Source organism: Nocardia abscessus NBRC 100374 (assembly GCF_000308455.1).
Lineage (GTDB): Bacteria > Actinomycetota > Actinomycetes > Mycobacteriales > Mycobacteriaceae > Nocardia > Nocardia abscessus.
This window is the reverse complement of the sequence record NZ_BAFP01000080.1, coordinates 1-12,597: the sequence shown is the minus strand read 5'-3', so window position 1 is coordinate 12,597 and position 12,597 is coordinate 1. Positions and strand designations below refer to the sequence as shown.

Below are 12,597 nucleotides of genomic sequence, written 5' to 3'. Positions count from 1 at the left end.
CAACGCGAGCAACGAACTGCGTGAAACTTGCGTCATCCCGGACCTCCCTTTCGTGTCGATCAGCCATGCCTGGTGAAGTGACATCAACGTTGAGTTGAGCGAACGGCATGAACGTGTCCGTTTGTCCCATCGACCGAGATCGTCCGATGATTCGCCAGGGCCTTCATGGCACCCTTGGCCGCCACCACAGCTGGGATCCCGTACTCGCGGGCGACGATTGCCGCATGGGAGAGAATTGCCCCGGTTTCGGTCACCACCGCGGCGGCAACGCCGAAAAGCACTGTCCACGACGGATCGGTCGTGCGACAGACGATGACATCGCCCGGCCGAACCGCGTCGAAGTCGTCAACACTGTGCACCAGCCGGACCGGACCGGCGACAACACCACGGCTGGCCGGGGCGCCGGTGACAATCGGTGCATCTGGCATCTTGGTTCCTCCTGTCCGCCGCGCCACCACGATTCGGCCCGTCACCGCCGCGTAGTGGCCGCATGGCGCTCTGCGACGCGGGTCGCGAATCGCCGCTGCGCGGCCTGCCGGGAGACACCGAGGTGGGCGCCGATTTCCGCCCAGGGCATGCCCGCGTGCCGGGCTTGGTCCACGAAATAGTCGAGCAGCTGATCGGCCAGCCGCAACCAGTGCGCAGCGTGAGTCACCGCTGCTGCCAACTGATCCAGGCTGCTATCGGGGTGGGCCCGCTCGATCGCGGCGATCACGTCGCGCAGCGGCACCTGTCGATCCATGCGTCAACCATAGGTTGACGACCGCGTCATCGTCAACTATTAGTTGACGGCATGGCGATAGTTCGACGGCATGGCGATAGTTCGACGGCATGGCGATAGTTCGTGGATGGCGTTCGCCGACAACGGATCGATCCAGGAGTCACACATGGAAGCTCTCGAGAACGCCGCGCACCAGCACGCCAAGGCATCGGGCAGGCGGGCGACGGTCGTCGGCGCCGGCATCGCTGGTTTGGCCGCCGCGTTGCGGCTGCATCAGCAAGGCTGGGACGTCGTCGTGGTCGAACGCGCGCCGACTCGTCGCAGTAGCGGTTACCTGGTGAACCTGCACGGACCCGGGTATGCCGCCGCCGAGCGACTCGGGCTCATACCGGCGCTGACCCCGCGCGGTATCGGGTTCTTCACCTCGGTCCTCGTCCACGCGGACGGACGGGAGAAGTTCAGGATTCCGGCCGCTGTCGCCGAGGCTGCCGTCGGGAACCGGGCACTGAGCTTGTTCCGCGGCGACTTGGAGTCGGCGCTGTACGGCGCGGTGGCCGACCTCGTCGACATCCGTTTCGACACCACCGTGCAGGCCGTCGCCCAGACCTCCGGGGAAGTCGTGGTCACCCTCAGTGATGGCACCCGCCTGCAAACCGAACTCCTCGTCGGCGCCGACGGCGTGCACTCCCGAGTCCGCGAGCTCGTATTCGGCGCCGAGCCCGAATATTTCGTGGACCTGGGCCACATGGTCGGCGCGTTTCCGCTCGAAACGGTTCCCGAGCACGTACCGGAAGGCGTCGGCACCACCTTTATCGGACCCGGACGCACGGCCGCGGTGATGAACCTAGGACCGGAACGGTCCTCGGCGTTCTTCACCTACCGCTGCCCCGACCCTGGCACCGAACTGGCTCTCGGCGCCGCACCCGCTCTCACCCGAGCGTTCGGGGATCTCGGAGGCGGTGTCGCCGACGCCCTCCACCAACTCGAGGCCGATCCCGCGGCCGCCTACTTCGACTCGGTCGGCCAAATCGTGATGGACCGCTGGAGTCACGACCGAGTCGTCCTGCTCGGGGACGCAGCATGGTGCGTAACGGTATTCGCCGGCTACGGTGCCGCCTTGGCCCTCGACGGCGCCGACCGGCTCGGCACCGCGCTAGCGGCACACGGCGACGACATTCCCACCGCACTCGACACCTGGGAGACGTCGTTGCGCCCGGAAGTACACAAACGACAGGCACTGGCCCGGAAAGGAATCAGCCGATTCGCCCCGCCGTCACGCACACATGTCTGGGCTGGCGAACTGATGCTCCGCGCCATCCAGCTTCCCGGCATCCGCGGCCTGGTCCGACGCTCCATCCAACGCGCCAACAACTAGAGTCTGTGTCGAAGTGTGGTGAGGGCGGCCCGTTTGGCCGGCCCTCACTCATGCCGTAGCCATTGGTTGATCGCGGCGATGTGGATGGTGGCCAGATAGCGGACAGCGAGCTGTCGTCGTCACATGGGAGGACGCCGACCTGATCGCCTCGATCCGCGGACCGGCCGACTACCCTCACGGCCTCGCGATATTGGTCGCCGACACCGCCAGCCACCGCCTCACTCGCCACCCCTTCACACCGAACTTCCACTCCCTCAACCGGCTTGGAGTCCCAGCCGTCACGCCCACGTGGCACCGCCCGGACACTATCGCAGCCCCACCCGCCACCGCCCTGCATTAGCCGTCTCCTGCAGATGTGGATGGCCGCGCTGAGCTCGTGTCAGTCCGGCACCCGCGCTGGGAGCTGTCGCCTGTATTCATGATCGTCCTAACCTCGCGATCTGAGCGAGTAGGCCATGGCCGCGAGGAATGGTAGGCATCCGCCGCCGTGGCCGGACCTCGGCGCCCGCGCGTCGGCCGGACAGTCGGTGCGGGCACACCGGCGCCGGTTCCGGACGCGCGGGTCCGAACCAGATTTCGACCTCCGCGTCCGAGGACGCGTTCGAGGACGGGGTGGATGCCGGTGAGCAGGCCGCGGATGCGGTTGCTGGTGCGGGTCGCTTCACCGGCGAGGTCGTCGTCGAAGCCGCCCAGAACACCGAGTTCGGTGAGGGTGTCGTCACCGATATCGACGCGGCGCAGCCGTGTGGGGCATGGTGCGGGCGGCGTCGGCGATGATGTGGGCGCCGCGGGCATCGGTCTTGGCCTGACCTGGGTAAAGGTCGGCGATGCGGCGCATCGCCAGCCCGGGCAGATAGGCGACATCGTGGCCGCAGGCGCGGGCGACGGTCACCGGCAGGGCGCCGATCGTGTTGGGTTGATCGACCACGATCAACAACCGGCCGTGAGCGGCGAGCTTGTCGAACACCGACCTCAACCGCGACTCGTCGTTGGGTAATGCCTTGTCGAACAACCGTTTCCCGTTCGGGTCGAGCCGGACCGCGTGGTGTTCGCCTTTTCCCACGTCAACGCCGCAGAACACGGCATAAGGTTGTGTCACCTTGCTCGGTGCTCATTGCATCGCAACGCTCAGTCGGACGGCCGCCGATCTGGCGTCAACGCCCGGCACCCACGTTACGAAGAGACCTACCATCGGCCCTGTCCCCATCAGCGGTCCGTCGACGCCACCAGAGCCCGGCGCCACCACCCCCCGGATCATTCGAAAAACAGGGGCAAGAAGTCATACCGGGCCTGGCGACCGTGGGCCCGGTACCGGGCCCACGAAAAAGGTAACGGGCCGGCTATACGCCGCTTCCATCGGATACGTCGGCAGATAGCACGACGCACTCGTGTCCCACGCGCTGATGAGGAAACGACCGGTTCTCGACAGAAGAAGTCGGACTAGCTGAACAACGCGGTCCCCGTCTGTCCAGATCGTGGGCTGTACCTCCACGGTCCGCTGAGAGTGACGCTGGCTTGCCTCCCCACCCCCATAGACTTCCTCACCTCGCCGATGAACCGGTCCCGGCACTCCCGCTGATGCTGACGCGCGGCGCGCCACGTATCGTCCGGCGGGACCGGCCCATTGAACGCCACAGCCATCGCGTCGACATCGGCGAAATGCAGTTTCTCGGCGGCGGCGACGACTTCGCGAGGAGCGATGAGACGCAGCCTGGTGAGGCTCACCATCGCGCGCTCGCGGGCCTCGTCCGACTTTTCCTTCTGCTCGATCACGCCGTCGTCGTCTTCCGCCGCACGCAGTTCCAGAGTTCGAGCGGGGCGACCGGCGAAGCTCGCCTCGACATACTCCACATATGCCTCGACCAGAGAATCGCGAAGCCACCGCCGATGCTCGCGCCGCCCAGTGACGTAGAGAGTTCCACACGACAGGACCGCAGCCAAGGTGGCGGCGATCGCACTCAGGATGGACGGAAGCTGTGCCATACGAACCCTGCTGTCAGTCGAAAGACGTTGCTCTACAGCGTATGCGGCCGACAGAAGTCCCCGCGAGACGGTCGCGGGCCTCTTTGGCGTCAACGGACTCGGCTTACCGCTGGGTGAGCCCGAGAGATGCCCGGTCGGTGGCGAGGGCGGACAACCTGGTGGCGCCGAGGGGTTCGGACGCGCTCATCGGCACGACCGCATACCGCTGGGCCTGCTGGGCGATGGTGCGGATGGGGGCGAGTTCTTCGGCGGCGCGGTACCGTAGCAGGGTGGCCGAGGGTGCCGCGGCGGCAAGGGAGTTGTTGACCACCCAGGCCCACGGATGAATTCCGGCACGTTCGAGATCTGCCTGCAAGGCAACAGCTTCCAGAACCGGGGTGGTTTCGGCCAGGGTCACCACGATGATCCGGGTCGCGGCCGGATCACGCAGCCGCATCAAGGGCGTGGTGAAGCGAGCGCCTTCGCCCATCTGGCGGGCGATCTCGCGGTGATAGGAACCGGTGGCATCCAGCAGCAGCAGTGTGTGGCCCGTCGGCGCGGTGTCCACAACCACGAACCGGCGCCGCGATTCACCGATGATGCGGGAAAACGCTTGGAACACCGCCACTTCCTCGGTGCACGGCGATCGAAGGTCTTCGGCCAGCGCGGCCCGGCCCTGTTCGTCGAGGTGCGCGCCCTTGGTTGTGAGGATATGGGTGCGGTACCGGTCGGTGGCCTCGGCCGGGTCGATCCGGGAGACACGCAGGCCCTCGGGGCTGCCGGCCAGCACGTGCTCGAGGTGAGCTGCTGGATCGGTGGTCGTCAGGTGCACGTCGTGGCCGCGACGGGCGAGTTCGGTGGCGATCGCCGCGGCGATGGTGGTTTTGCCGACCCCGCCCTTGCCCATGCACATGATCAATCCGTGGTCGCTCTCAGCGAGTTCATCGATGAGAACTCCCAGCGACGCTTCGGCAGGGATGTCCGGTGCCGGGACCTCGGGTGCGTCGCTGGGCGCGGAGGTGTCGGCGAAGAGTTGGTCGAGCGCGTCGATGCCGACCATGTTGGTGGCTTTGAGTTCGATGCGATCGGTCGGCAGATCGACCAATTCAGTGGGAAGGGCAGCCACCGCGGTTTGCTCCCGGCGGTGGATCGCCGAGGCGATGGGGTCGTCGATGGTCGGTTCCGGGAGCACGGCATTGAGGACTACATGCTGGCTTCGTACACCGATGTCGGCGAGTTCGGCGTAAGTGCGGGCGATTTCGTTCAGCGACGCGGTCTGCGCGCGGGCGACCAGGACCAGCCGAGTCAGCGTAGGGTCTGTGATCGCGCGCACCGCGGCGCGGTAGATGTCGCGCTGGGCATCCAAGCCCGAAAGCGGGCCGAGGCAGGAGGCATCGCCGGTGCCTTCGAGGAACTCGGTCCAGGCTGCGGGAAGTTGCAGCAGCCGGATCGTGTGCCCGGTGGGGGCGGTGTCGAACACGATGTGGTCGAACGCTTCGGCGGGCCCGCCGGTCGTGGTGAGTAGCGCGGTGAATTCGTTGAACGAGGCGATCTCGGTGGTGCAGGACCCCGACAGCTGCTCGGTGATCTTCTCGATTTCCTTGACCGGCAGCAGATTACGGACCGGAGCGATGATCCGTTCACGATAGGCCGCCGCGGTCTGCTGCGGGTCGATCTCCAAGGCCGACAACCCGGTCACCGCCGGTATCCCGGTGATGCTCGCCCCGATCGTCATTCCGAAGACATGCCCCAGGTTGGACGCGGGGTCGGTGCTGACCAGCAGAACCCGCAAACCGCGGCGGGCCAGCGCGACCGCCGACGCGCACGCGATGGAGGTCTTGCCGACCCCGCCTTTGCCGGTGAAGAACAAAAAGCGCGGCGCGTCGGTGAGAAAGCGTGGAGTCGTCATCGTCCTCAACAGCAGCCCGGCCCGCTGCAGTCACCCTCGGTCAGCCCCAGCAACCCCACCCCGGCCGGTGCCGTGACCGGGCCGGGATCGGTGATCCCAGCCCAGGTCGCCAGCTGGGCGCGGGTCGGGTAGCGGCCGGTCAGCACGGTGACACCATCGACGAGCACCAGCGGCAGGCCGTCGGATCCGGCGAGCTCGAGGAAGCGGCGTACCGGTTCGTTACTCGCGAACACCAGTGGCTCCGAGGCCAGGTTGTGGCGAGTGATATCCCCACCCTGGCCGCGGATCCAGTCGAGATCGGCGGATAAGGTGATCAGTGCCTGATCCACGTCGGGTCCACAGATTCCGGTGTAGCAGTACAGGGCCGGTTCGAAAACCTCGATGGTGCTCATGTGTCGGGTGTCCTCAGCTCAGGCGCGGGCGGGCAGTAGTTCGGCGATCAAATCCTCGACGCGGGTTTTGATTTCGTCGCGGATCGGGCGCACCGCTTCCACCCCCTTGCCTGCGGGGTCCTCGAGCACCCAGTCGCGGTAGCTCACACCGGGAAACACCGGGCAGGTGTCGCCGCAGCCCATGGTGATGACCACATCGGAGGATTCCACCGCGTCGAAGGTGAGGATCTTCGGCGACTGATCGGAGATATCGATCCCGACCTCGGCCATGGCTTCGACCGCGGCCGGATTGACCCACTCGGCGGGCGTGCTGCCGGCGGAGCGGACCTCGATGGCATCGCCGGCGAGGTGGTTGAGGAAGCCTGCGGCCATCTGGGAGCGTCCGGCGTTGTGGACGCAGACGAAGAGAACACTGGGCTTGCTGGCCATGAGTTGGAGAGAACCTTTCGGTGAGCAGGTGCCGGACGGGCGTCAGGCGGTGGGGATGTAGAGTTCGGCGAGCGGGTGACGGACGCGGGTTTCGATCTCCTCCCGAATCGGACGGATCGAGGCGACATCGAGTCCGGCGGGGTCCTCGAGAGCCCATTCCTCGTAGCGGCGCCTCGGATACAGCGGGCAGGCGTCCCCGCAACCCATCGTGATGATCACGTCGGCGGCCTGCAGGATCTCCTCCGTCCACGGCTTCGGGAACTCGCCGGTGATGTCGATACCGACCTCCGCCATGGCCTCGACAGCCGCAGGGTTGATCTCCGCGCCGGGCTCCGAACCGCCGGACCACGCGACGGCGTTGTCCCAGCGAGGTGAGGGAAGAATCCCAACGCCATCTGCGAGCGACCGGCGTTGTGGGTGCACAGGAACAGCACGGTGGGTTTGCCGGTGTGGGCTTTGCCCTCGACTTTGGCCAGGGCTTGCAGGCGTTGGCGGGCGAAGCGTTCGGTACAGCAGCGGCAGGAAGTTCACCACGGTTGCGCGTCCGGCGAACTGGTCGTAGGAGGAGTGCAGGAATCGTTCGATGGTCTCGACACCGAAGGTGCCTTCGAACTCACGCTGCAGCCGAGTGGCGGCGGTCTTCAGCGCGACCTTCTGGTCGATGGCCAGATCAGGGTGGTGGTAGTGGGCCTGGGCGAGCGGGCTTTCGGTCACGGCGGTTCCCTTGCTCAGGTTTCTGATTTCACGTGAGTTCGGTGAGCAGGTGCTGGACGCGGGTATTGATGTCGTCGCGGACCAGTCGCATGCGTTCGATGCCGTCGATGCCGCGTTCGGAGGGTTCGTCGGTGTTCCAGTGGACAATCGCGACGCCCTCGACCGGTTCGATGCGGGCTTCACGGCCCAAGACGACGACCCGGTCGACCGCACGCAGCAGCCGCTCGTCGATCGGCTTGGGTACTTCGTCGCGGATGTCGACACCGACTTCCTGTAGCGACTGCACCGACAACGCGTTGAGACCCTCCCCTGGCGCGGTTCCCGCGGAGTAGGCCTCGACGCGCCCGTCGGCGGCGTGCCGCATCAGTCCGGCGGCCATCTGGGATTTGCCGCCGTTCTTGACGCACACGAAAAGCACAGCTGGTGTCGTGGTCACCGCTCCAGTGCCCTTTCCTGTGCGAGGGCAGCCGCGATGGGTGCGGCAGAGGCCGGGCGGAACCGCTTGCGCAGCGCCAGCGAGACATAGACCAGGCCGACGAGCACTGGCACTTCGATGAGGGGTCCGACGACTCCGGCGAGGGCTTGGCCGGAGGTGGCGCCGTAGGTGGCGATGGCGACGGCGATGGCGAGTTCGAAGTTGTTGCCCGCGGCGGTGAACGCCAGTGTGGTGGTGCGCTCGTAGCCCAGGCCCATCACAGCGCCCAGCAGGTAGCCGCCGCCCCACATGATGGCGAAGTAGGCCAGCAGCGGGATCGCGATGCGCACGACGTCCAGGGGTTGGGAGGTGATCTGTTTGCCTTGCAGGGCGAACAGGATGACGATGGTGAACAGCAGCCCGTACAGCGCCCACGGCCCGATGCGGGGCAGCAGCGTGGATTCATACCAGTCGCGGCCCTTGGCACGCTCACCGAAGCGGCGGGTCAGATAGCCCGCCAGCAGCGGGATGCCGAGGAAGATCAGCACCGATTTCGCGATCTGCCCCGGCGAGGTATCGATGGTGGTCTGCTCCAGGCCGAGCCAGCCCGGCAGCACCGACAGGTAGAACCAGCCCAGCATCGCGAACATGATCACCTGGAACACCGAGTTCAATGCCACCAGCACGGCGGCGGCTTCGCGGTCACCGCAGGCCAGGTCGTTCCAGATGATGACCATCGCGATGCAGCGCGCCAGCCCGACGATGATCAGCCCGGTCCGGTACTCCGGCAGATCCGGCAGGAGCAGCCATGCCAGGGCGAACATCAACGCCGGGCCGAGCAGCCAGTTCAACACCAGCGACCCGATCAGCAGCTTGCGGTCGCCGGTGACGGTGTCGAGCCGGTCGTAGCGCACCTTCGCCAAAACGGGGTACATCATGATCAGCAGGCCGATCGCGATCGGCAGGGAGATGCCGTCGATCTCGACCGCGCTCAACCCATCCCCGAGCCCGGGGATCATTCGTCCGAGTAGCAGTCCTGCGGCCATGGCGACACCGATCCACACCGGCAGGAACCGGTCCAGCGTGGACAGCTTCGCCACGACTCCGCTCTCCGCGGCGGCGGTATCCGCGCTCACGCGTTCACCCCCGCGGCGGCACCACTTTCGACCAGCAGCACATCCGACAGTCGTTGCAGCGCTTCGGGAATCACCCGGTAATACACCCAGGAGGCGCGGCGTTCACTGGCAAGCAGCCCGGCCTCGCGCAACACCTTCAAGTGATGCGAGATCGTCGGCTGGGTCAGGTCGATGCCCTCGGACAGATCACACACGCACGCTTCCTGACCTTCGCGCGAAGCGATCGCGCTCAACAGGCGCAACCGCACCGGGTCCGACAGCGCCTTGAATATCCCGGCCAACTCACCGGCCGCGTCCGCCGACAAGGGTTCACGCACGATCGGCACGGCCGAGCACGCCTGCACAGGCGTCACCACCAGCTTCGACTTCGACATACAGCTATATTGACCGATATCTATACAATCGGGCAAGCAAACACCCGGTGAACACAAGCACGGGGTGTGTGGGTTCGGGCCGGACGTCCGGCACGTGGACACTTCGCTTGACCTGGTAATACTGCAATAGGCGGCACTGGATCGTGCCGCAGCGCGGCGGGCGATGAGCGAGTCCATGATCACATAGGCGCGACAACCCGGACCCAGCGTAGCGCCGCCACCGCGGCGAGGCGCGTGTCGACCGACCTGATCTGTGCCCCCGTGGTCCCTGGGTGTGAAGGGTTACCTAATTGGTTGGTCGTTCATCTGCGCGTCTTCTGTGAATCGTCTGCGGTGTTTACCGTGCGGCGCGTCAGACCCATTTGGGAGTTCGCCGTGAAGCTCACACCACTCGCCCTTTTCGTGCAGCACGACGGCCAGTCGTCGCGTGCCTCCATCACCATGCCGGTACAAGTGCGGGAACGCATGCTTCCACGAGGTGCCCAATACCTCGGGCGGTGAATACTTCGGTGACATCGTCGCTTCGTTGTCGCGCCGCGGCGTTCTCAAGGGCGGCGCGGCGGCGGTGCTGGCGATCGGTGCGGGTGGCGTGGTGGTGGTGCACCGGCTGAGCAGGAGGTGTTGTTGTCGGGGCCGGTGGCGTTGCAGGCGCTGCCGGTGGCCGCCGTGCCCGCGCGCTGAACGGGTCTGTGATGGAGGCTGTTTCCGCGCCGCCGAAGCCGGTGGCCACCGGGGCTGGGTTGCGGCGGGTGTTGGTGATGCTGTGCGTCACCGAGATCACCAGCTGGGGAATCCTGTTCTACGCCTTCCCTGTGCTGCTCGGGCACATCACCACCGACACCGGCTGGTCGGCGACCGCACTGACCCCGCGTTCTCCGCCGGACAACTCCTCGCCGCCCTCACCGGTATCCCGATCGGCCGCTGGCTCGACCACCACGGCCCTCGCGGCGTCATGACCACCGGATCACTGCTGTCCATACCCGCCCTGATCCTGGTCGCGACCGCCCCCACCCTCGTATGGTTCGTCGCGGGGTGGCTGCTGGCAGGGGTCGCGATGGGGGCGGTGCTGTATCCCCCGGCTTTCGCCGCCCTCACCCGCTGGTACGGGCCGAACCGGATCCGCGCGCTGACCATCCTGACTCTGGCTGCGGGGTTGGCCTCCACCGTGTTCGCCCCGCTGACCGCCGCCCTGGTCGCGCACATGGACTGGCGGGCAACATATCTGGTGCTGACGGTGATCCTGGCAGTGGTGACCGTGCCGGGGCACTGGTTGGGGCTGCGGGTGCCGTGGCCGCCGCGCCCGGCCGCCGAACCCGAACACGCCCACCTCACCCACCCAGGGCCGGTGGCGCGCAGCCGCGCGTTCCTCGTGCTGGCGATCTCGTTGAGCCTCAGCGGGTTCGCCTCCTTCGCCGTGGTGGTCACCTTGGTGCCGTTGCTGACCGAACGCGGTCTTGACACCACCGTCGCCGCGGTCGCGCTCGGGTTGGGTGGCGCCGGGCAGGTCGCCAGCCGCCTCGGCTACGCGACCCTGGCCGCGCGCACCAGCGTCCGCGCCCGCACCGTCGCGATCCTGCTCGCCATCGCCGCCACCACCGCCCTGCTCGGGGTGTTCACCACCGCCGCCGTGCTGATCGCAGCTGCGATCGCCGCGTGCATGGCCCGCGGCGTATTCACGCTGCTGCAAGCCACCGCCGTCACCGACCGCTGGGGCAGCGCCCACTACGGCCACCTCACCGGCCTGCTGTCGGCACCCCTGACCATCACCATGGCGCTGGCCCCGTTCGGCGCCACCGCGCTGGCTGCCGCTGTCGGTGGTTACGCCACGGCCTTCCTCATCCTCGGCGGCATCGCCGTCGCTGCCGCGCTCCTGGCCGCTGCAAGCATCCCGACACCCTCTGCGAAAGAACCGCACACAGCATGACCTCCACCACGTCGAATCCATCCCTCGTACCCGCAGCAACCCCAGCCCCGGTCTCGGTATCCGGCACAGCCCTGGTGCGCGGCGGTGCGGTGACCTCGACTGACGGCACGCCATCACCTACCTCGCCCGCGGGGCGGGACCGGTCATCGTCGGAGTGCACGGCGGGCTCGGCAGCGCGATCAGCCTGCTGCCGATGGCCGAGCACCTCGCCGACAACTTCGAGGTCGTCCTGATCAACCTGCGCGGGCACGGCACCAGCGGATGGGGCCACTCGTCCCCGCACATCAGCCACATGATCGATGACGTGCTGGCCGTCATCGACGCCGTCGGACCGGTCACCACCCTGTTCGGCTACTCCTACGGCGCGGTCATCGCCCTCGAAACCGCCCTCGCCGCCCCCGACCGCATCGACCGCCTCGCTCTCTACCGTCGAGCGATACGCCACCGTCAGCGTCCCGACCCGGCTGATCGTCGGTACCACCAGCGCCCCCTACATCCTCGACGCCGCCGACCACCTCGCCACCGCGATACCAGGCCTCACCCGCGAGACGCTGCACGGTCAAGGACACCACGTCGCCCCCGCCTGCTCGCCACCGCTCTGGCCGCCTTCACCCACTTCTGACGACCCCGCACCACTCGGTGAGGTCTGCGTCGCGCCGGCCTCACTACCCCCGCATGCCTTCTCCTGCTGCTCGATCCGACAACTGAAAGCACGAACATCTCATGAGCGACGCCATCGTCATCGGCGCCGGCCAATCCGGCCTGGCCGCCACCCATCACCTCCGCCGCCGCGGTCTGACGGTCACCCTGATCGAAGCCGGCAGCGAACCTGTCGGCTCTTGGCCGCGCTACTACGACAGCCTCACCCTGTTCTCCCCCGCCCGATACAGCTCCCTGCCCGGCATGCCGTTCCCCGGAGACCCCGACCACTGCCCCCACCGCGACGAAGTCATCGACTACCTCCGTCGCTACGCCGCAACCCTCGACACCGACATCCACCTCGAACACCGCGTGGACACCGTCACCCACGACGGACACACCTTCACCGTCCACACCGACACCGGCGCCGCGTTCCACGCACCCCGCCTCATCGCCGCCACCGGCGGATTCGCTTCCCCGAACATCCCGTCCCTGCCCGGCCAGGACAGCTTCACCGGAAAACTGCTGCACGCCAGTCACTACCGTGCACCACACGAGTACGCCGGACAGAACGTGATCGTCATCGGCGCAGGCAACACCGCCGTGC

At 67.0% G+C, this 12,597-nt stretch carries 12 protein-coding genes and 4 pseudogenes; 5 read left to right on the top strand and 11 right to left on the bottom strand.

Features of this window, described 5'->3' with window-relative positions; translation table 11 throughout:
• Window positions 1-83: 83 nt before the first annotated feature.
• Window positions 84-428 carry a PEP-utilizing enzyme gene (locus ON19_RS40275; protein WP_083899394.1) on the bottom strand — a complete coding sequence of 115 codons (345 nt, stop codon included), beginning with the start codon at window positions 426-428 and terminating at the stop codon, window positions 84-86.
• A 41-nt stretch (window positions 429-469) separates the two neighbouring features.
• Window positions 470-742, bottom strand: a complete 273-nt coding sequence (locus tag ON19_RS15185; protein ID WP_157229714.1) for a hypothetical protein — start codon at window positions 740-742, stop codon at window positions 470-472.
• Window positions 743-887: 145 nt separating this feature from the next.
• Between ON19_RS15185 and ON19_RS15180 the strand changes: the two genes are divergently transcribed.
• A complete protein-coding gene (locus ON19_RS15180) occupies window positions 888-2,096 on the top strand; it encodes an FAD-dependent oxidoreductase (RefSeq protein ID WP_051168935.1) in 1,209 nt (402 codons plus the stop codon).
• 588 nt (window positions 2,097-2,684) lie between these two features.
• Here the strand turns inward: ON19_RS15180 and ON19_RS15175 are convergent.
• From ON19_RS15175 to ON19_RS15130, 9 genes and pseudogenes are all read right to left on the bottom strand, one after another.
• Window positions 2,685-3,195: pseudogene (locus ON19_RS15175) on the bottom strand (IS110 family transposase); the annotation flags it as partial.
• A gap of 341 nt (window positions 3,196-3,536) precedes the next feature.
• Window positions 3,537-3,947: a hypothetical protein gene (locus ON19_RS15165; protein ID WP_169334181.1), complete on the bottom strand. Its 411-nt coding sequence runs from the start codon at window positions 3,945-3,947 to the stop codon at window positions 3,537-3,539.
• A 235-nt stretch (window positions 3,948-4,182) separates the two neighbouring features.
• Window positions 4,183-5,967 (bottom strand): arsenical pump-driving ATPase, encoded by a 1,785-nt coding sequence (gene arsA / locus ON19_RS15160; protein WP_043691977.1) that lies wholly within the window; start codon window positions 5,965-5,967, stop codon window positions 4,183-4,185.
• A 5-nt stretch (window positions 5,968-5,972) separates the two neighbouring features.
• Window positions 5,973-6,359 (bottom strand): arsenite efflux transporter metallochaperone ArsD, encoded by a 387-nt coding sequence (arsD, locus tag ON19_RS15155; protein ID WP_043691975.1) that lies wholly within the window; start codon window positions 6,357-6,359, stop codon window positions 5,973-5,975.
• 18 nt (window positions 6,360-6,377) lie between these two features.
• Window positions 6,378-6,788 carry an arsenate reductase ArsC gene (locus ON19_RS15150; protein WP_043691973.1) on the bottom strand — a complete coding sequence of 137 codons (411 nt, stop codon included), beginning with the start codon at window positions 6,786-6,788 and terminating at the stop codon, window positions 6,378-6,380.
• Window positions 6,789-6,830: 42 nt separating this feature from the next.
• A pseudogene (locus ON19_RS15145) lies at window positions 6,831-7,502 on the bottom strand (arsenate reductase ArsC).
• 28 nt (window positions 7,503-7,530) lie between these two features.
• Window positions 7,531-7,938, bottom strand: a complete 408-nt coding sequence (locus ON19_RS15140) for an arsenate-mycothiol transferase ArsC (RefSeq protein ID WP_043691970.1) — start codon at window positions 7,936-7,938, stop codon at window positions 7,531-7,533.
• A complete protein-coding gene (gene arsB, locus ON19_RS15135) occupies window positions 7,935-9,053 on the bottom strand; it encodes an ACR3 family arsenite efflux transporter (RefSeq protein ID WP_043691969.1) in 1,119 nt (372 codons plus the stop codon). The genes ON19_RS15140 and arsB overlap by 4 nt, the downstream gene beginning before the upstream one ends.
• Window positions 9,050-9,427 (bottom strand): ArsR/SmtB family transcription factor, encoded by a 378-nt coding sequence (locus tag ON19_RS15130; protein WP_043691968.1) that lies wholly within the window; start codon window positions 9,425-9,427, stop codon window positions 9,050-9,052. The genes arsB and ON19_RS15130 overlap by 4 nt, the downstream gene beginning before the upstream one ends.
• A 375-nt stretch (window positions 9,428-9,802) precedes the next feature.
• Between ON19_RS15130 and ON19_RS43790 the strand changes: the two are divergent.
• The 4 genes and pseudogenes from ON19_RS43790 to ON19_RS15115 all read left to right on the top strand — a co-directional run.
• Window positions 9,803-10,022 (top strand): annotated as a pseudogene (locus ON19_RS43790) (twin-arginine translocation signal domain-containing protein); the annotation flags it as partial.
• Window positions 10,023-10,119: 97 nt separating this feature from the next.
• Window positions 10,120-11,351: pseudogene (locus ON19_RS15125) on the top strand (MFS transporter).
• Between the two features lie 193 nt (window positions 11,352-11,544).
• A complete protein-coding gene (locus ON19_RS15120; protein ID WP_255218391.1) occupies window positions 11,545-11,973 on the top strand; it encodes an alpha/beta fold hydrolase in 429 nt (142 codons plus the stop codon).
• Between the two features lie 101 nt (window positions 11,974-12,074).
• On the top strand, window positions 12,075-12,597 hold a 523-nt coding region (locus ON19_RS15115; RefSeq protein WP_043691967.1), incomplete at its 3' end, for a flavin-containing monooxygenase.

Coding starts and splice junctions, on each gene's coding strand:
- ON19_RS40275 (WP_083899394.1), bottom strand. CDS start 428: ATGCCAGATGCACCGATTGTCACCGGCGCCCCGGCCAGCCGTGGTGTT.
- ON19_RS15180 (WP_051168935.1), top strand. CDS start 888: ATGGAAGCTCTCGAGAACGCCGCGCACCAGCACGCCAAGGCATCGGGC.
- arsA (WP_043691977.1), bottom strand. CDS start 5,967: ATGACGACTCCACGCTTTCTCACCGACGCGCCGCGCTTTTTGTTCTTC.
- ON19_RS15120 (WP_255218391.1), top strand. CDS start 11,545: ATGGCCGAGCACCTCGCCGACAACTTCGAGGTCGTCCTGATCAACCTG.
- ON19_RS15185 (WP_157229714.1), bottom strand. CDS start 742: ATGGATCGACAGGTGCCGCTGCGCGACGTGATCGCCGCGATCGAGCGG.
- ON19_RS15130 (WP_043691968.1), bottom strand. CDS start 9,427: ATGTCGAAGTCGAAGCTGGTGGTGACGCCTGTGCAGGCGTGCTCGGCC.
- ON19_RS15150 (WP_043691973.1), bottom strand. CDS start 6,788: ATGGCCAGCAAGCCCAGTGTTCTCTTCGTCTGCGTCCACAACGCCGGA.
- arsD (WP_043691975.1), bottom strand. CDS start 6,359: ATGAGCACCATCGAGGTTTTCGAACCGGCCCTGTACTGCTACACCGGA.